The sequence below is a fragment of the Stenotrophomonas sp. G106K1 genome (genome assembly GCF_037969685.1).
Taxonomy (GTDB): Bacteria; Pseudomonadota; Gammaproteobacteria; order Xanthomonadales; family Xanthomonadaceae; genus Stenotrophomonas; species Stenotrophomonas lactitubi.
The window spans coordinates 1-17799 of record NZ_JBBPFR010000039.1; the positions used below are offsets into that span (position 1 = coordinate 1).

Annotated in this window: 16 protein-coding genes; 10 read left to right on the forward strand and 6 right to left on the reverse strand. The window is 65.8% G+C overall.

Features of this window, described 5'->3' with window-relative positions; translation table 11 throughout:
- Positions 1-172: 172 nt before the first annotated feature.
- Positions 173-397, reverse strand: coding sequence for a CstA-like transporter-associated (seleno)protein (locus WKB25_RS20635; protein WP_025877091.1), 225 nt, complete (start codon positions 395-397; stop codon positions 173-175).
- Positions 397-2478 (reverse strand): carbon starvation CstA family protein, encoded by a 2082-nt coding sequence (locus WKB25_RS20640; protein WP_340572697.1) that lies wholly within the window; start codon positions 2476-2478, stop codon positions 397-399. Before WKB25_RS20640 ends, WKB25_RS20635 begins: the two co-directional genes overlap by 1 nt.
- A 269-nt stretch (positions 2479-2747) precedes the next feature.
- Between WKB25_RS20640 and WKB25_RS20645 the strand changes: the two genes are divergently transcribed.
- Positions 2748-3599 carry a pirin family protein gene (locus WKB25_RS20645; RefSeq protein ID WP_340572698.1) on the forward strand — a complete coding sequence of 284 codons (852 nt, stop codon included), beginning with the start codon at positions 2748-2750 and terminating at the stop codon, positions 3597-3599.
- An 84-nt stretch (positions 3600-3683) separates the two neighbouring features.
- Here WKB25_RS20645 and WKB25_RS20650 read toward each other — a convergent pair whose 3' ends face one another.
- The 4 genes from WKB25_RS20650 to WKB25_RS20665 form a co-directional block, all read right to left on the reverse strand.
- On the reverse strand, positions 3684-4142 hold the full coding sequence (locus WKB25_RS20650; protein ID WP_099818930.1) for a hypothetical protein: 459 nt from the start codon (positions 4140-4142) through the stop codon (positions 3684-3686).
- Positions 4143-4338: 196 nt separating this feature from the next.
- Entirely contained in the window at positions 4339-5058 is a 720-nt protein-coding gene (aqpZ, locus tag WKB25_RS20655) for an aquaporin Z (RefSeq protein WP_089236428.1), read from the reverse strand.
- Positions 5059-5179: 121 nt separating this feature from the next.
- Positions 5180-6043 (reverse strand): pirin family protein, encoded by an 864-nt coding sequence (locus WKB25_RS20660; RefSeq protein WP_099818932.1) that lies wholly within the window; start codon positions 6041-6043, stop codon positions 5180-5182.
- A 612-nt stretch (positions 6044-6655) separates the two neighbouring features.
- Positions 6656-8719 carry a 3-hydroxyacyl-CoA dehydrogenase NAD-binding domain-containing protein gene (locus WKB25_RS20665; protein WP_340572699.1) on the reverse strand — a complete coding sequence of 688 codons (2064 nt, stop codon included), beginning with the start codon at positions 8717-8719 and terminating at the stop codon, positions 6656-6658.
- Positions 8720-8954: 235 nt separating this feature from the next.
- Here WKB25_RS20665 and rpoE point away from each other — a divergent pair, with 235 nt between their 5' ends.
- From rpoE to recO, 9 genes are all read left to right on the forward strand, one after another.
- Positions 8955-9575, forward strand: coding sequence for an RNA polymerase sigma factor RpoE (gene rpoE / locus WKB25_RS20670; RefSeq protein ID WP_025877103.1), 621 nt, complete (start codon positions 8955-8957; stop codon positions 9573-9575).
- Complete coding sequence (locus WKB25_RS20675) at positions 9572-10450, forward strand: RseA family anti-sigma factor (protein WP_340572700.1); 879 nt, start codon at positions 9572-9574, stop codon at positions 10448-10450. Before rpoE ends, WKB25_RS20675 begins: the two co-directional genes overlap by 4 nt.
- A 76-nt stretch (positions 10451-10526) precedes the next feature.
- Entirely contained in the window at positions 10527-12065 is a 1539-nt protein-coding gene (locus WKB25_RS20680) for a DegQ family serine endoprotease (protein WP_340572701.1), read from the forward strand.
- A 186-nt stretch (positions 12066-12251) separates the two neighbouring features.
- Positions 12252-14045: a translation elongation factor 4 gene (gene lepA / locus WKB25_RS20685; protein WP_162291979.1), complete on the forward strand. Its 1794-nt coding sequence runs from the start codon at positions 12252-12254 to the stop codon at positions 14043-14045.
- Positions 14046-14099: 54 nt separating this feature from the next.
- Entirely contained in the window at positions 14100-14894 is a 795-nt protein-coding gene (gene lepB, locus WKB25_RS20690; protein ID WP_340572702.1) for a signal peptidase I, read from the forward strand.
- Between the two features lie 34 nt (positions 14895-14928).
- On the forward strand, positions 14929-15312 hold the full coding sequence (locus tag WKB25_RS20695) for a DUF4845 domain-containing protein (RefSeq protein ID WP_132824469.1): 384 nt from the start codon (positions 14929-14931) through the stop codon (positions 15310-15312).
- A complete protein-coding gene (rnc, locus tag WKB25_RS20700) occupies positions 15302-15982 on the forward strand; it encodes a ribonuclease III (RefSeq protein ID WP_099818936.1) in 681 nt (226 codons plus the stop codon). The genes WKB25_RS20695 and rnc overlap by 11 nt, the downstream gene beginning before the upstream one ends.
- Positions 15979-16875 carry a GTPase Era gene (gene era / locus WKB25_RS20705; protein ID WP_025877117.1) on the forward strand — a complete coding sequence of 299 codons (897 nt, stop codon included), beginning with the start codon at positions 15979-15981 and terminating at the stop codon, positions 16873-16875. Before rnc ends, era begins: the two co-directional genes overlap by 4 nt.
- Positions 16876-16893: 18 nt before the next feature.
- Positions 16894-17613, forward strand: coding sequence for a DNA repair protein RecO (gene recO / locus WKB25_RS20710; protein ID WP_099818937.1), 720 nt, complete (start codon positions 16894-16896; stop codon positions 17611-17613).
- The last annotated feature ends 186 nt before the right edge of the window (positions 17614-17799 follow it).

The window sequence follows — 17799 nt, forward strand, 5'->3', positions numbered from 1 at the left end:
GGATGGCGCCATCGAGCCCCCATGGACGGGTTTACGGCGTGTCCTGCAAGCCCACACCGCTCCGCCAACCCAACAGAAACCCAGAGCCGACGCTTCGGCCGTCGCAGTTGCCGTTGCCGTTGCCGTTGCTTCTGCGGGCGCCGGGCTGCAAGCCCGGCACCCACCTCGACCGTCAACAGCAGCGACCACCGTTGCGCCCGCCATACCGCGCTTCCTGCCGCTCGCGGAAGAACGTCTTGTAGTCCATCGGCTCGCGGTCCGGATGCTTCTCCCGCACATGCCGCACATAGTTGTCGTAGTCGGGAATGCCGCAGCACAGCCGTGCCGTCTGCACCAGGCGTCGCCAGATCCGGCGATGCGCCTGGTACTGCCCCACCGGAACCAGTTGCGTACTCATTACAGGTCCACCATTTCATGTGGCTTCAGCGCCACGTACGGGGTCTCGCGGTCGCTGCGCTGCGGATTGCGGCGCGCCGCCACGATCGTCTTGATCGAATACGCCAGCACCGATGCCACCACCAGCAGGAACAGCGCGGTCAAGCCGGTGTTGACGTAGGCATTGACCACGATCTGCTGCATCTGTGCGACCGACTTGGCCGGTGCGGTGATGGTGCCGCTGGCCAGGGCGTCCTGGAACTTGTGCGCCTGGGCCAGGAAGCCCTGGGCCGGATTGCTGTCGAAGATCTTGATGAAACCGGCGTAGGTGGTGCAGATCAGCAGCCACACCGCAGGCACCGCAGTGACCCACGCGTAACGGTCACGCTTCATCTTGAACAGCACCACCGTGCCCAGCATCAGCGCGATGCCCGCCAGCATCTGGTTGGAGATGCCGAACAATGGCCACAACGTCTGGATGCCGCCGAACGGATCGACCACACCGGTGTACAGCAGGTAGCCCCACAGCGCCACGCAGCCGGCGGTACCGATGATGTTCGCGGTCCACGACTCGGTCTTCTTCAGTGCAGGAATGAAGTTGCCGAGCAGGTCCTGCAGCATGAAGCGACCGGCACGGGTACCCGCATCCACAGCGGTAAGGATGAACAGTGCTTCGAACAGGATGGCGAAGTGGTACCAGAACGCCATCATCGCGTCGCTGCTGCTGGGGATCGCCTCATGCAGGATCTGCGCGATGCCCACCGCCAGGGTGGGTGCACCACCGGCACGATGCAGGATGGTCGGTTCACCAATCGCTGCGGCCGTGGCCGTCAGCTGTTCGGGGGTGATGGTGAAGCCCCAGGTGTTGGTGATGTAGTGCGCGGCCGAGGCTGCGTCGGCACCGATCACCGCTGCCGGGCTGTTCATCGCGAAGTAGATGCCCGGATCGATGATCGAAGCGGCCACCAGTGCCATCACGGCCACGAACGATTCCATCAACATGCCGCCGTAGCCGATGTAGCGCATGTGCGCTTCATTGGCCAGCAGCTTCGGTGTGGTACCCGAAGAAATCAGTGCATGGAAACCCGACACCGCGCCGCAGGCGATGGTGATGAACAGGAACGGGAACATCCCGCCCTTCCACACCGGGCCGTCGCCGCTGGCAGCGAACTGGGTCAGCGCCGGCATCTTCAGTTCCGGCATCACCACCAGGATGCCGATGGCCAGCGCGATGATCGTGCCGATCTTCAGGAAGGTCGACAGGTAGTCGCGCGGTGCCAGCAGCAGCCACACCGGCAACACCGAGGCGACGAAACCGTAGCCGATCAGCATCCAAGTGATCTGGGTGCCGGTGAAGGTAAAGGCCGGGCCCCAGGTCGGATCTGCTGCCACCTTGCCACCGAACCAGATCGCGGCCAGCAGCAGCACCAGCCCCACCACCGAGATCTCACCGATCTTGCCCGGCCGGATGTAGCGCATGTACACGCCCATCAGGATCGCGATGGGCATCGTGGCAATCACCGTGAACATGCCCCACGGGCTTTCCGCCAGCGCCTTGACCACCACCATTGCCAGCACGGCCAGGATGATGATCATGATCAGGAAGGCACCGAACAACGCGATGGTGCCGGGCACCTGGCCCATCTCCTCGCGCACCAGGTCACCCAGTGAGCGGCCGTTGCGGCGGCTGGACAGGAACAGGACCATGAAGTCCTGCACCGCGCCGGCCAGCACCACGCCGACTACCAGCCACAGCAGGCCGGGCAGGTAGCCCATCTGCGCGGCCAGCACCGGGCCGACCAGCGGACCGGCACCGGCAATGGCGGCGAAGTGGTGGCCGAACAGCACGTGCTTGTTGGTGGGTACGTAGTCCAGGCCATCGTTGTTGATCACCGCCGGGGTGGCCCGGGTCGGATCGATCTGCATCACCTTGTCGGCGATGAACAGGCTGTAGAAGCGGTAGGCGACCAGATACAGCGATACCGCCGCCACCACGATCCACAACGCATTGATGTGCTCACCGCGTCGAAGCGCCACCGTACCCAGGCAGAACGCGCCGAGCAGGGCGAGGGCCGCCCAGCCTATTTTGGAAAAACCTTTCATGAGGTGCTCTCTCCCGGAAAGACAGGCAAAGAGTCCCGCGTGCCCCTGGCAGGGTCAATGTGCACGGGACTATTCTGCGGTAGTACTTTGGTCGTACATGGGTGTGGCAGGTGGCGACGTTCCCTCGCTGCCCACAACGCAGGCGGTGCCGGCGTGCGGACATGACATGCGGCGAACACCAGGGATGGAACAATCGGTTGCGACGGCATCCATTGGCGTTGCGCCCTGCAGCGTCCATTTTTACCGGCATCCATCCAACAGGAGTCACCATGAGCCTTCCCGAGCCGGTCCGCGTCCTGCGCACCATCCGTGGCATGCCCACCTCCGACGGTGCCGGTGTTCGCCTGACCCGGGTCATCGGCGGTCCGTCGCTGCCCGACCTCGATCCATTCCTGCTGCTCGATGAATTCGGCACCGATCGCGCCGAGGACTACATCGCCGGTTTCCCCGAACATCCGCATCGTGGTTTCGAGACCGTTACCTACATGCTCGATGGCCGCATGCGGCATCGCGACAATCACGGCAACGAAGGCCTGCTGACCCCGGGCAGCGTGCAGTGGATGACCGCCGGCCGTGGCCTGGTGCATTCGGAGATGCCCGAGCAGGAAAGCGGGCAGATGCGCGGCTTCCAGTTGTGGGTGAACCTGCCGGCGCGCGACAAGATGACCGCGCCGAAGTACCAGGAATTCGCTCCCGAAAAGATCCCGGTGGTGCGGCCGGCCGAAGGCGTGCAGGTCAAGGTGATCGCCGGTACCGTCGATGGCACGGCGGGCCCGATCGCGCAACCCGCCACCGATCCCCTGTATCTGGATATCGAACTGGCCGCCGACCGCGCCTGGACCTATGCGCTGCCGGAAGGCCACAACGCGTTCGTCTATGTGTTCGAAGGCGGGCTGACGGTGGGCGAGCAGGATGCTGCGCGCGACGTGGCACGGCAGGAACTGGCGGTGCTGGGCGGCGGCGAGCAGCTGCATCTTTCGGCAGGTGCTGAAGGTGCGCGGTTGATCCTGGTGGCGGGTCGACCGCTGCGCGAGCCGGTGGTGCGCCATGGTCCGTTCGTGATGAACACCCGCGAAGAACTGATGCAGGCCTTCGTTGATTTCCAGGAAGGCAGGTTCTGAGGGGCAGCGCCGGGCCATGCCCGGCATATGCCCGGCGTGCCGGATCCTGCGGGGATGCTGCAATGCAGTCATCCCCGCAGCCCTTCAGCGGCCGTCGGCCACGGCAGAGGGCGTCAGGTTCATGCCCTGCGCAAGCTGCTGCAGTGTGCCCAGTTCCTGCGAGCTGTCGGGATACAGCGCGATCTGCGCGTAGCGGCCCTTGTCCAGTTTGACCACGCTGATGCGGCGTTCGGCATAGCCCGGCGGCTGCTGGCCGCCAAGATCCGGCTGGTACCAGTACATTGATTCACCGGCAAAGCTGCCCTTTTCCTGGCGCAGCGAGCGGGTCAGCGGAATGCCCGGATCGCGCTGGCTGAGCATCAGGCTCAGCACTTCACGGCCATCACTGGTGGCCGCGCGGCAGACCAGGAAACCGGACTGTGCCTGCTGCTGCCATTGCAGGCCGCTGCTGGCGGGCAACGAAGGACATTCGACCGGGGCCTGCGCGCAGGCAGACGCCGCAACGAACAGCAGGCTCGACAAAACAACAGGCGCGAACTTCATGCATCCCCCAAGGTGGCGTGTCATTGGCACCGCCAGTGTCACCGGCGGCCGAGGCATCCCATCCCCGGATGCCGTCCTGCCCGGCGAAAGCACGGGCGGATGACCAGACCTTAACGGAACGTGAGCGATCGCACAAATCGCGGTTACATCCGTAACCATTGCGGCCGAAGGTCGGCCGCAATGGCACGGTCACGGCTCAGCGGTCGTTGCCGATCCACTTGTAGATGATGCCGCCGATCGCACCGCCCAGCAGCGGGGCGACCCAGAACAGCCACAGCTGGCCGGTTGCGCCGCTGCCGGCGAAGAAGGCCACCGCCGTGGAGCGGGCCGGGTTCACCGACGTATTGGTGACCGGAATGCTGATCAGGTGGATCAGGGTCAGGGCCAGGCCGATGGCCAGCGGCGCGAAGCCTGCCGGAGCCTTGCCATGGGTAGCGCCCATGATCACGATCAGGAACACTGCCGTGAGCACCACTTCGCACAGGAACGCGGCCGCCACGCTGTAGCCACCGGGCGACAGCGCGCCGTAGCCGTTGCTGGCGAACGCGCCGGCCTGGCTGCCATCAATGGCGAAGCCGCTGGCACCGGAGGCGATCTGCAGCAGGATGAAACCAGCCAGCAGGCCGCCGGCTACCTGGGCAATGATGTAGGGCAGCAGATCCTTGGTCGGGAAGCGGCCGCCGGCCCACAGGCCCACGCTGACCGCCGGATTGAAGTGCGCACCGGAGATATGGCCGAACGCGTAGGCGCCGGTCACCACGGTCAGGCCGAAGGCCAGCGCCACGCCGAGGAAACCGATACCCAGTGGATTGCCGTCGCCACCGAACTTGGCGGCCAGCACGGCACTGCCACAGCCACCCAGAACCAGCCAGAACGTGCCGAGGAACTCGGCGGACAAGCGTTTACCCATGCTCATGTGTTGCACTCCTTTGACGGTCTAAAGTGTGATTTATGTCACATTTCAGTGATCAGCGGGTGACTGTAGCGTCAACGCCGGGTGCAGGGATACACCCTCGGATGTGTGCAACACGCGATGCTCAATGCTCGGGCAGGGGAATGAATTCCTTGTCGTCGCCGGGAATGGTGCCGAAACGCCCGGCTTCCCAGTCGTGCTTGGCCTGCTCGATGCGTTCCTTCGAGCTGGAAACGAAGTTCCACCACAGATGGCGCGGGCCATCCAGCGGCTCGCCCCCGAACAGCATCGCCTTCACCGGCGTCTTCGCGCGCAGGCGGCCGCGCGCCCCGGCTTCGGGAATCACCAGGTGCTGGGCTGGAATGTCCACGCCATCCAGCTGCGCTTCGCCCTCGAGGATGTACAGCGCACGCTCGCGGTGACCATCATCGATGTCGATCTCTGCATCCGGGTCGAGGTCGATCGCCACGTTGAGCGTATCGGCGAACACCTTGACCGGCGATTCCTCGCCATAGGCACGTCCGGCGATCACCCGCAGCCAGGCACCGTTGCGGCGCTGCTCGGGCAGGGTGGCAGCCGCATGGTGGTAGAACGCCGGTTCGATTTCCTCATGCGACTTCGGCAACGCTACCCAGGTCTGCATGCCGTGGATCGGGTTGTCATGGTCGCGGTCCGGTTGCGGCGTGCGCTCGGAATGGGCGATGCCGCGGCCGGCGGTCATCCAGTTGACGTCGCCGGGGCGGATCACCTGGTCCGAACCCAGCGTGTCGCGGTGGCCGATGGCGCCCGACCACAGATAGGTGACGGTGGCCAGGCCGATATGCGGATGCGGGCGCACGTCGATGGCCGTACCGGGGTGCATGAGTGCCGGGCCCATCTGGTCGACGAACACGAACGAACCGATGCTGCGGGCCTGCAGGGTGGGCACTGCGCGGCGCACTTCCAGGCCGCCGATGTCGTGTACGCGCGGGGCGATGATGGTGGTCATGCGGGCGTTCTCGCTGGCAGGGATCAAGGCGGTCAGGATCGCATGCTGTCGTGACGGTGACATTCCCCGTTCGGGTAACAGGTTGTTCCAGCCAACGGCGCAGCCCCTCGTGGCTGTTGGTTGGTCGCTGAAGGCAAAAGAAGCCGCGCTTGGCCGGGCGGGTGGGTTGCGCAGGGGGCGCTGCAAGTACGTCCCTGTAAGCTCGGGCGCCGCATCCATGCGGCTCACGCCCCTGCGCAACCCACCCGCCCGACCTCTGACAGTTTCCGTGTGCCGTCCAGCCACGGAGAAGAAAAAAGAAGATCAAAATCAAACGCTGGTCGCTTCGCTCGCATCCACGCATGGCGTGGATCAAGCGTGTCGACCAAGGTCGACACCTACCAGCAATCGCAGTTCACTGACCGTCACCGGGAAACTGTCAGGGGTGGGGCGGTGCGGGTTGGCAGGACCGTTGGCGCCATGGATGGCGCCATCGAGCCCCCAGGGATGGGTTTACGGCGTGTCCTGCCAACCCACATCGCCCCGCCCAACAAACAGAAAAGCCAGAGCCGGCTGTTGCTCTGGCTTTTGCTGTGGATTGAAACGCGGGTGCCGGGCCGCAGGCCCGGCCGATCAAACCACCGGTTCGCGCAGGACCGGGTTGTCCCAGCCCGGGCGCGGGGTGAAGCGGTCGCCGTGACGCTGCTGCAACGCCTTCAGGCGTTCCACCAGCGCATCGGCACCGACTGCACGGATGTGCTGGATCGGACCGCCGCGGAACGGTGCGAAACCGGTACCGAAGATCACGCCCGCATCCAGCAGGTCCGCGTCGGCCACCACACCCTCGTGCAGGCACGCGACTGCCTCGTTCAACAGCGGCAGGATCAGGCGATCTTCCAGATCGGCAGGCGCCTGGTAGTCGCGCGCTACGTCAGGCTTCTTGGCCCGGCCGTTTTCCCACGTGTAGATGCCCTGGCCATCCTTCTTGCCGCGCTTGTCCGGTTCCACCGTCTGCAGCGCCGCCGGAATCTGCAGGCCCAGGAACGGTGCCAGTTCCTTGCCCACGCCAGCGGCCACGTCCAGGCCCACGGTGTCGATCAGTTCGATCGGGCCCATCGGCATGCCGAACTTCACCGCCGCCTTGTCGATCACCGGGCCTGGAATGCCTTCGGCGTAGGCAGTGGCCGCTTCCAGCATGTACGGGAACAGCACGCGGTTGACCAGGAAACCAGGAGTGCCGGCCACCGGCACCGGGAACTTGCCCAGCGCCTTGCAGAACGCCGCCAGGCGGCGCTCGGTCTCAGGCGCCATGCCGTCATGGTGGATGATCTCCACCAGCGGCATCTGTGCCACCGGGTTGAAGTAGTGCAGGCCGGCGAACTGCGCCGGACGCTGGATGTGATCGCGCAGTTCCACCAGCGGAATCGACGAGGTGTTGGTGGTCAGCAACGCGTCGAGCTTCATCTTCGGCTCCAGCGTCTGGTACAGCGCACGCTTGGCGTCCGGGTTCTCGATGATCGCTTCGATCACCAGATCGGCCTGCGCCACGCCGTTGCCTTCCAGGTCCGCACGCAGGCGCGCGGCGACGGCCGGGCGCTTGCTCTCGTCACGCACCTTCTTGGCAAACAATGCCTGCGCGCGTTCCATGGCCGGGTCGATGAAGCGCTGCTCGCGGTCCTGCAGGGTCACGTCGAAGCCCTTGTAGGCCGCCCACGCAGCGATGTCTCCGCCCATCACGCCGGCACCGACAACGTGCACGTTGCGGATGCCGGAATCACCACCACCCAGGCCCTTCAGGCGTTCGGTGAGGAAGAAGATGCGGATCAGGTTGCGCGCGGTCGGCGTGCTGGCCAGCTTCACCACGGCGCGTCGTTCGGCGTCCAGGCGTGCCTGCACCGGCTTGCCGCCGCTGCGCTGCCAGGTGCTGATCAGCGCATACGGCGCCGGGTACTGGTCCTTCTTCGCCTTGCGCGCAACCTGCTTGACCATCTGCGGTGCCAGCAGCTGGCGTGCAAGCCAGGTATTGGTCGCCCACGCCGTCGCCCGCTGCTTGAACGGGCGGGTGGTGCCGGACAAGGCCAGCGCCACGGCGGTGTCGAGTACTACGGCCGGTGCCACCACCTTGTCGACCAGGCCGATGCCGCGTGCGGCCGAGGCCGACAGCGTGCGGCCGGTCAGCATCATGTCCATCGCCGCGGGCGCGCCGACCAGCTGTGGCAGGCGCGCGCTGCCACCCCAGCCCGGGAAGATGCCCAGCTGGGTTTCGGGCAGGCCGATGCGGGTGGAACTGTCATTGGACGCGACGCGATAGCGGCAGGCCAGGGCCAGCTCGGTGCCGCCGCCCAGGCAATGGCCATGGATGGCGGCCACGGTCGGGCAGGGCAGTTCGGCCAGCTTCTGGTAGGTCGACTGTCCACGACGGATGGCATCGTTGACCGTGCCGCGGCGATCGAATTCCTGGAATTCCTTCAGGTCGGCACCGGCAATGAAGCCTGCCTTCTTGATCGACTGGATCACCACGCCCTTGGGCGGGTCCATGGCGATGCGCTCAAGCAGATCGCCCAGCTCCAGCAGGACATCCTGCGACATTGCGTTGACACTGCTGTCCTGACGATCAAGGGAGAGGACCACCACGCCATCGTCGCGGATCTCGGGGTGCCAGTGGCTGAAGCGGAGACCATCGAAGCTTGAGAGCATGGACGTTCCATCCGGTTGTGTATGGAGAAGGGGGCTATGATCCAGAGGTTGTTTCCCCCGCGTCAAATCCCAATAGCAGGGGTGTGGCGCCCCGGATCGCAGGCCTTGGACCGGAACGTTAACGGAACGGTGGTTAAAAGCTGGTGCGGCGCCAGGTGATCGGCGACTGAACTTTTCCCGGGATTGGCAGTCTCATTGCCCGACGTCGGTTGGGCTGACAGGAGTGCGGCCCCTCATGGCCGATGTTGATACACCACAGGAGCTGGATCTGGAACTGGTCCGGCGCGTGCAGCACGGCGAGAGTGCCGCCTTCGATGTCCTGGTGCGCAAGTACCAGCATCGGGTCGTGGCCCTGGTCGGTCGCTACATCGCCGACTGGAGTGAATGTCAGGACGTGGCCCAGGACACTTTCATCCGTGCCTACCGTGCGATTGGAAGCTTCCGTGGCGACGCCCAGTTCTCAACCTGGTTGCATCGGATCGCCGTGAATACCGCCAAAAATCATCTGGCTTCGCACAATCGCCGCCCGCCGACCGATGACATCGACATCGGTGACGCCGAGCAGTTCGACAGCGGCACACGCCTGCGCGACACCGACACGCCGGAGCGCGAGTTGATGCGCCAGGAGCTGGAACAAACGGTGATGAAGGCCGTCAACGCGCTGCCGGAAGAACTCCGGTCGGCGATCACCCTGCGCGAGGTGGAAGGCCTGAGCTACGAGGAAATCGCGCAGAAGATGGGGTGCCCGATCGGCACCGTGCGTTCCCGGATATTCCGGGCGCGCGAGGCGATCGACACCGAACTCCGGCCGCTGTTGGACATCGGCAGCGCCACCCGCGAGAAGAGCCGTATATGACCCGCATTCCGAACAACGAATCGCACAACCACCAGTCTCCCGCCGGGCAACGCCTGGACGAACGCCATCGCCAGCAGTTGTCGGCGCTGGTGGACGGCGAGCTGGGGGCAGACGAGGCGCGCTTCCTGGTGCGCCGCATGGAACACGATCCGGAACTGGCCGGCTGTCAGGAACGTTGGCAGCTGCTCGGTGACGTCATGCGTGGCCAGGCATCACTGCTGGCACCGGCCGGTTTCAGTTCCGCCGTGGCTGCTGCCATCGCCGCCGAGCCTGCGCCGCAGTCCGAGCCGAAACGTCAGGCCCGGCGTAGTGGTTGGCGTGCCTGGGGTGGCGGCGCACTGGCTGCTTCGGTTGCTGCCGTGGCGCTGTTCGTAGGCCGCGAAAAACTGCAGGAGGTGCCGCCAGTCGTCGATGTCTCCGCACCGCAGGTGATCGCCAGCCAGGCGCAGTTGCCGCCGGAATCAGCGCAACCCGCAGCTGTCACCGAGGCATCGGTGGACACCGCCGCGATGGCCGTGGCCAGCGTGCCGGCGGTGGCCATGGCCGCCGCCAGCCGTCGCCAGGACGTGCGCCGCGCCAGCGCCACCCGCAGCCAGCAGGCCGCACGCGTGGCCCAGCGTGATGACACCCCGTTGCGCGCGGTCGCCAGCCAGGCGCCGCTGACCCCGACCGTGCCCGCCAGTAGCGCGCGCAACCTGCCATTTGGCGAGGTCGGCAGCCTGCAGGCACGGCCGTGGCCGCGCTCCAGCCTGGCGCCCGCCGTCGGTGGCGCTCTCAATGCCAGCTTCCCGGCCCATGCCGGTGGCGCCGCGTTCTATCCATTCGAGCCACGCCTGCAGGACGACCCGCCGGCGTCGCAGCGCCCGCGCGACTGAGCCTGGTAACGTCACACGCCCCGCCGTCGGCGGGGCGCATCTTTCCCCTTCCATCCGACCCGGAGGTTGCCGTCCGATGACTCCCCGACTGCGCACACATGCCATTGGCCTGTTCGCCCTGACCCTGCCGCTGGTGGCCTGTGCCCAACCGGCGGCGCCTGCCGCCCAGCCGCAGGCCGCCGCCGCTGCTGCGGCGCCACGAGCACCGGCGCAGCCGCTGGTCAGCGGTCTGCCTGATTTCACCAACCTGGTGGAACAGGTCGGCCCCGGCGTGGTCAACGTCGACACCACCATCGTCCGCAGCAACCGCCAGGCGCGGGGCGGCATGGGCCCGGGTGATGACGAGATGCCCGAGTTCTTCCGCCGCTTCTTCGGTCCGGATTTCCCGATGCCGGGGCAGGGGCCCGGCGGCCAGGACGGCGGGCCCAGCATCAAGGGCCGCGGCATGGGCTCGGGCTTCATCATTTCGCCTGACGGCTACGTGCTGACCAATTACCACGTGGTCGCCGACGCCAGTGAAGTGAAGGTCAAGCTCGGCGATCGTCGCGAGTTCACCGCCAAGGTGGTCGGCAGCGACCAGCAGTACGACGTGGCCCTGTTGAAGATCGACGGCAAGAACCTGCCGACCGTGCGCGTGGGTGATTCCAACAGCCTGAAGCCCGGTCAGTGGGTTGTCGCGATCGGCTCGCCGTTCGGCCTCGACCACTCGGTTACCGCCGGTGTGGTCAGTGCCCTCGGCCGCAACACCGGCGGCCCGGACCAGCGCTACGTGCCGTTCATCCAGACCGACGTGGCGATCAACCAGGGCAACTCCGGCGGCCCGCTGCTGAATACCCGTGGCGAAGTGGTCGGCATCAACTCGCAGATCTTCTCGGCCTCGGGTGGCTACATGGGCATCAGCTTCGCGATCCCGATCGACCTGGCGATGAGCGCGGTCGAGCAGATCAAGAAGACCGGCAAGGTCACCCGTGGCCAGCTCGGCGCGGTGGTCCAGGAAATCGACGGCCTCAAGGCACAGGCGATGGGCCTGCCCGACAGCCGCGGCGCACTGGTCAACCAGATCGTGCCGGACAGTGCCGCGGCCAAGGCCGGAGTCAAGATCGGTGACGTGATCCGCACGGTTAACGGTGCGCCGGTCAACAGCTGGTCCGATCTGCCGCCGCTGATCGGTGCGATGGCGCCGGGCAGCCGCGTCACCCTGGGCGTGATCCGCGACGGCAAGCCGCGTGATCTGAGCGCGACCCTGACCGCTTTGACAGAGGATGCGCAGGGCAATGCCCGCGGCCCTTCCGCAGGCAATGACGCGGCAGCCCCGCAGACCGGTGCCAATGCCCTGCTTGGGTTGGAGGTTGCAGACCTGACCGCGCCGCAGCGCAAGCAGCTGGGTCTTGAGGCGGGCGAAGGTGTCCGCATCACCGCAGTGAAGGGCGAGGGCGCCCGTGATGCCGGCCTGTCCGGTGGCATGGTGATCCTGCAGGTGGCCAGCACTCCGGTCGGCAGCGTTGAAGCCCTGAACCGTGCACTGTCCGGGTACAAGAAGGGCGACGTGGTCATGCTGCTGGTCCGTACCGGCAGCGGCAACAGCGCCTTTGTCGCGGTCAAGGCCGGCCCGTAACAACCGATGGCCGCCTTCATGGCGGCCATCGGGGTGTCCCCGAAGCCCCGCCCTGGCGGGGCTTCGGCCGTTCCGGTGGGCTGTCAGGCCAGGCCAACCACGCGGCCACCCTCCGGGCGTGCGATAATCGACCGTTACCCTGACGACGCCGCGCGCCGCCGCCACCTCTCTATGTCCTCTGATTCGATGCGGAACATCCGCAACTTCTCCATCATCGCCCACGTCGACCACGGCAAGTCCACGCTGGCCGACCGCATCATCCAGCTCTGTGGCGGCCTCCAGGCCCGCGAGATGGAAGCGCAGGTGCTCGACTCCAACCCGATCGAGCGCGAGCGTGGCATCACGATCAAGGCGCAGTCGGTGTCGCTGCCGTATGTGGCGAAGGACGGCCAGACCTACCATCTGAACTTCATCGACACCCCCGGCCATGTCGACTTCTCCTATGAAGTCAGCCGCTCGCTGGCCGCCTGCGAGGGCGCGCTGCTGGTGGTCGATGCGGCGCAGGGTGTGGAGGCGCAGTCGGTGGCCAACTGCTACACCGCCGTGGAGCAGGGGCTGGAAGTGGTGCCGGTGATCAACAAGATCGACCTGCCCACCGCCGATATCGAGCGCGCCAAGGCCGAGATCGAGGCCGTGATCGGCATCGATGCCAGCGACGCGGTCCCGGTCAGTGCCAAGACCGGCCTGAACGTGGTCGACGTGCTGGAAGCGATCGTGCATCGCATTCCGCCGCCGGTGCCGCGCGATACCGACAAGCTGCAGGCGCTGATCATCGACTCGTGGTTCGACAACTACCTGGGCGTGGTCTCGCTGGTGCGCGTGATGCAGGGCGAGATCAAGGCCGGCGACAAGCTGCAGGTGATGTCCACCGGCCGCAACCACCAGGTCGACAACGTCGGTGTGTTCACCCCCAAGCGCAAGGTGCTGCCGGCACTGCGTGCGGGCGAAGTGGGCTGGGTCACCGCCAGCATCAAGGACGTGCATGGCGCGCCCGTCGGTGACACCCTCACCCTCGCTGCCGACCCGGCGCCGAAGCCGCTGCCAGGCTTCCAGGAAATGCAGCCGCGCGTATTCGCCGGCCTGTTCCCGGTCGATGCCGAGGATTACCCGGACCTGCGCGAAGCGCTGGACAAGCTGCGCCTGAACGATGCCGCGCTGCGCTTCGAGCCGGAAAGCTCCGAAGCGATGGGCTTCGGTTTCCGCTGCGGCTTCCTCGGCATGCTGCACATGGAAATCGTGCAGGAACGCCTGGAACGCGAATACAACCTGGACCTGATCAGCACCGCGCCGACGGTGGTGTATGAAGTCCTGAAGACCGATGGCACGATCATCAACATGGACAACCCGGCCAAGCTGCCGCCGGTGAACCATGTGCAGGAGATCCGCGAGCCGATCATCCGCGCCAACGTGCTCACCCCCGAGGAGTACATCGGCAACATCATCAAGCTGTGCGAAGAAAAGCGCGGCAGCCAGCTCGGCATCAACTACCTGGGCAGCCAGGTGCAGATCAGCTACGAGCTGCCGATGGCCGAAGTGGTGCTGGACTTCTTCGACAAGCTGAAGTCGGTCAGCCGTGGCTATGCCTCGCTGGACTACCACTTCGTGCGCTTCGATGCCGGTCCGTTCGTGCGCGTTGACGTGCTGATCAATGGCGACAAGGTGGATGCACTGTCGCTGATCGTGCACCGCAGCCATGCCGATCGTCGCGGTCGCGAGCTGTGCGAGAAGATGAAGGACCTGATCCCGCGCCAGCAGTTCGACGTAGCGATCCAGGCTGCCGTCGGCTCGCAGATCATCTCGCGAACCACGGTCAAGGCCATGCGCAAGAACGTTCTGGCCAAGTGCTATGGTGGCGACGTTTCGCGCAAGAAGAAGCTTCTGGAAAAGCAGAAGGAAGGCAAGAAGCGCATGAAGCAGGTCGGCCGCGTGGAAATTCCGCAGGAAGCCTTCCTGGCCGTGCTGCAGATGGACAACAAATAAGCCCCGAAACCGGCCTTCGGGCCGATCGTCCGGTGACGTTGCAAAGGACCCTGAATGAAACTGTTTGAGATCCTCCTGGTCGTGCTGACCCTGGCCTCCGGCCTGATCCTGCTGGCCGACAAGCTGTACCTGGCCAAGCGGCGCGCCCAGCGCGCCGGCCTGCTCGACACCGAGCCGGTGCTGGTGGACTACTCGCGTGCGTTCTTCCCGGTGCTGGCGATCGTGCTGATCGTGCGCAGTTTCATCGCCGAGCCTTACAAGATCCCGTCCAGCTCGATGATGCCGAACCTGCTGATCGGCGATTTCATCCTGGTCAACAAGTTCTCCTACGGCCTGCGCCTGCCGATCACCAATACCCGCTTCGTGCAGGTGGGCGATCCGGCCCGCGGTGACGTGGTGGTGTTCCACTTCCCCGGCCATGGCGACAACGACCCGGCCAAGGGCGAGAACTTCATCAAACGCGTGATCGGCGTGCCGGGCGACACCGTGGTGTTCGAAGGCGACGGCGTGATCCTCAACGGCGAACCGCTGAAGTACGACAACAAGGGCATCTACGCCGGGCACAAGGGCCAGGGCGAGGGCGCCAACCTGCTGGTCGAGCACCTGCCGGGCCGTACCCACACCGTGCTGGAGACCGACTATCCGCGTGGCCAGGGCCAGTGGACCGTGCCGGCCGGCAAGTACCTGGTGATGGGCGACAATCGCGACAACAGCGACGACGGCCGTTTCTGGGGCCTGCTGCCGGAAGAGAACCTGCGCGGCAAGGCATTCCTGATCTGGCTGAACTGCCAGGGCTGGTTCTGCAAGGATGGCTTCGAACCGTCGCGGATCGGCTCGAGCATCAACTGACTTCACATCCACTCGCGTATCTGGGGAGAACGCAATGAAGACGATGAACACGCAGCGCGGCATGACCCTGACCTCGTTCCTGGTAGTCCTGATCGTGGTCGGCTTCTTCCTCTACATCGGCATGAAGCTGTTCCCGATGTACCAGGAGTATTACGCGGTGCGCTCGGCGATGAAGAGCCTGGCCAAGGAACCCGGTATCGGCAGCATGGCGCCGGCCAACATCCAGGACCTGTTCTTCAAGCGGCTGTACATCAACTACTCGGACAACGTGAAGCCGGCCAACGTCAAGTTCGATCGTCGCGACAATGGCTGGACCCTCAAGGTCAACTACGAAGTGCGCCGCCCGCTGGTCGGCAACCTGGATGTGGTTGGCAAATTCGATTCCTCCCAGGACCTGACCCGTAGCGGTGCCGAATAAATCTTTCCAACGTGAAGACCTGATCGGTCACGCCTTCCGCGATCCAGGCCTGCTCAAGCAGGCGCTGACCCATCGCAGTGCCGGCGCGCCGCATAACGAGCGGCTGGAGTTCCTCGGCGACAGCATCGTCAACATGATGGTCGCCGAGGCGTTGTACCTGCGCTGGCCCAAGGCGGACGAGGGCGCGATGACACGCGCCCGCGCCGAGCTGGTGCGCGAGGGTGCGCTGGCGGTGATCGCGCGCACCCTGCAGCTGGGTGACCGGCTGACCATGGGGCCCGGCGAAATGAAGTCCGGCGGCCATCGCCGCGACTCGACCCTGGCCGATGCATTCGAGGCCGTGGTTGCGGCGATCTACCTGGATGCCGGTTTTGAAGCCTGCCGGGCGATGGTCCTGCCCTGGTTTGCCGCCTCGATGGAGGCGCTGCCGGCCACCGGGCGACCGGAGAAGGACCCCAAGACCCGTCTGCAGGAATGGCTGCAGGGCCGACAGAAGGCGTTGCCCCAGTACGAACTGGTGTCAGAATCCGGTGACGACCACGCCAAACACTTCCGGGTACGCTGCAACGTAGCCGACCCCGCCGCCAGCACCGAGGGCGAAGGCTCCTCGCGGCGGATTGCCGAACAACAAGCGGCTGCGGCCGTCCTTGAACAACTGGATTCCAAGTGAGCGAACAAACTCCCCATCATTGCGGCAGTGTGGCCGTCATCGGCCGCCCGAACGTGGGCAAATCGACCCTGACCAATGCATTGGTCGGGGCCAAGGTCAGCATCGTGTCCAACCGGCCGCAGACCACCCGTCACCGCCTGCTGGGCATCGCCACCTACCCGGAAGGGCAGCTGGTGCTGGTCGACACACCTGGCCTGCACAAGGTGCAGAAGCGGGCGATGAACCGGGTCATGAACCGCGCCGCGCGCGGTTCGCTGGAAGGCGTCGACGCCGGCCTGCTGGTGATCGAAGCCGGTCGCTGGGACGAAGAGGACAGCCTGGCCTTCAACGTGCTGCGCGACGCCGGTATCCCGGTGGTGCTGGTGGTCAACAAGATCGACCGCATGAAGGACAAGGGCGCACTGCTGCCGTTCCTGCAGGAAGTGACCGCCGGCCGTGACTTCTCGTCGGTGCATCCGATTTCGGCGCAGAAGCGCAACGGCCTGGAAGCCCTGGTCCGTGATGTGCTGGCGCTGTTGCCGGAAGCCCCGCCGATGTTCGGCGAAGACGAAATCACCGACCGCAGCCAGCGCTTCCTGGCTGGCGAACTGGTGCGTGAACAGCTGATGCGCCAGTTGGGCGAAGAGCTGCCTTACGCCACCACGGTGGAGATCGAGCGCTTCACCGAGGACGGCAACCTGCTGCGCATCGGTGCGGTGATCTGGGTCGAGCGCGAAGGCCAGAAGGCGATCGTGATCGGCAAGGGCGGTACCCGCCTGAAGGAGATCGGGGCCAAGTCCCGCCTGCAGATGGAGCGTCTGTTCGGGGCCAAGGTGTTCCTGGAAACCTGGGTGCGCGTGCGTGAGGGCTGGTCTGATGACGAGGCCGCGCTGAAGGCCTTCGGCTACGAATAATCCGCGACGGTCGCTTCGATGCTGATCGAGGACGACACCGGCTTCGTGCTGCACGCGCGGGCCTATCGCGAGACCAGCCTGCTGGTCGAGGTATTGAGCGCCGAGCACGGCCGGATCGGCCTGCTCGCGCGCGGCGTTTCCACTGCCAAGGGCCAGGTGCTGCGAGCGGCCCTGCAGCCCCTGCAGTGGATCCGCTTCAGCGCGCTGCAGCGTGGCGAACTGGCCCAGTTGCGCGGTGCTGAGGCGCTGGATGTGGCGCCGCGCCTGCTCGGCCAGGCCATGCTGGCCGGGTTCTATCTGAGTGAACTGACCCTGCGCCTGGCACCACGCCAGGATCCGCTGCCGGAGTTGTACCTGGCCTACGGCGAAGCGCGTGCGCGCCTGGCCGTGGGGGCCGGACTGGCCTGGACCCTGCGCCGTTTCGAACGCGAACTGCTGGCGGCGCTGGGCGTGGGTTTCGATCTGGAGACCGCCAGCGATGGCCAGCCGATCGACCCGGCGGCGCGCTATGAACTGGACCCGCAGGAAGGACCGCAGCGCCTGCTCAGTGAGCGTGGTGGCGAGCGTCGCGCGGCGGCTACGGGTTCAGCACTGTTGGCCCTGGCAGCCGACGACGAGCCGGACGCCGCCGATCTGGCCAGCCTGCGCCTGCCGATGCGGCGGGTGCTGGCTCATCACCTTGGCGCACGCGGCCTGAAATCGTGGGAGATGCTGGAGCAGCTGGCACCCAGGCGCTGAGGGGGGGGGGGCGGCAGGGCTGCGCCCTGCACCCGCCGAGGCCGGAGCAACGGCAACGGCAACGGCTGAAGCAAAAGCGGGCGATCCGTGGGATGGCGGGATGGGTCCGGTTGCGGGGGACGCCGTGAATCCATCCATGGAGGCTTGGGCGCGCCATCCATGGCGCTTACACCCCCGCAACCGGAC

Coding starts and splice junctions, on each gene's coding strand:
- WKB25_RS20635 (WP_025877091.1), bottom strand. CDS start 397: ATGAGTACGCAACTGGTTCCGGTGGGGCAGTACCAGGCGCATCGCCGG.
- WKB25_RS20640 (WP_340572697.1), bottom strand. CDS start 2,478: ATGAAAGGTTTTTCCAAAATAGGCTGGGCGGCCCTCGCCCTGCTCGGC.
- WKB25_RS20645 (WP_340572698.1), top strand. CDS start 2,748: ATGAGCCTTCCCGAGCCGGTCCGCGTCCTGCGCACCATCCGTGGCATG.
- WKB25_RS20650 (WP_099818930.1), bottom strand. CDS start 4,142: ATGAAGTTCGCGCCTGTTGTTTTGTCGAGCCTGCTGTTCGTTGCGGCG.
- aqpZ (WP_089236428.1), bottom strand. CDS start 5,058: ATGAGCATGGGTAAACGCTTGTCCGCCGAGTTCCTCGGCACGTTCTGG.
- WKB25_RS20660 (WP_099818932.1), bottom strand. CDS start 6,043: ATGACCACCATCATCGCCCCGCGCGTACACGACATCGGCGGCCTGGAA.
- WKB25_RS20665 (WP_340572699.1), bottom strand. CDS start 8,719: ATGCTCTCAAGCTTCGATGGTCTCCGCTTCAGCCACTGGCACCCCGAG.
- rpoE (WP_025877103.1), top strand. CDS start 8,955: ATGGCCGATGTTGATACACCACAGGAGCTGGATCTGGAACTGGTCCGG.
- WKB25_RS20675 (WP_340572700.1), top strand. CDS start 9,572: ATGACCCGCATTCCGAACAACGAATCGCACAACCACCAGTCTCCCGCC.
- WKB25_RS20680 (WP_340572701.1), top strand. CDS start 10,527: ATGACTCCCCGACTGCGCACACATGCCATTGGCCTGTTCGCCCTGACC.
- lepA (WP_162291979.1), top strand. CDS start 12,252: ATGCGGAACATCCGCAACTTCTCCATCATCGCCCACGTCGACCACGGC.
- lepB (WP_340572702.1), top strand. CDS start 14,100: ATGAAACTGTTTGAGATCCTCCTGGTCGTGCTGACCCTGGCCTCCGGC.
- WKB25_RS20695 (WP_132824469.1), top strand. CDS start 14,929: ATGAAGACGATGAACACGCAGCGCGGCATGACCCTGACCTCGTTCCTG.
- recO (WP_099818937.1), top strand. CDS start 16,894: ATGCTGATCGAGGACGACACCGGCTTCGTGCTGCACGCGCGGGCCTAT.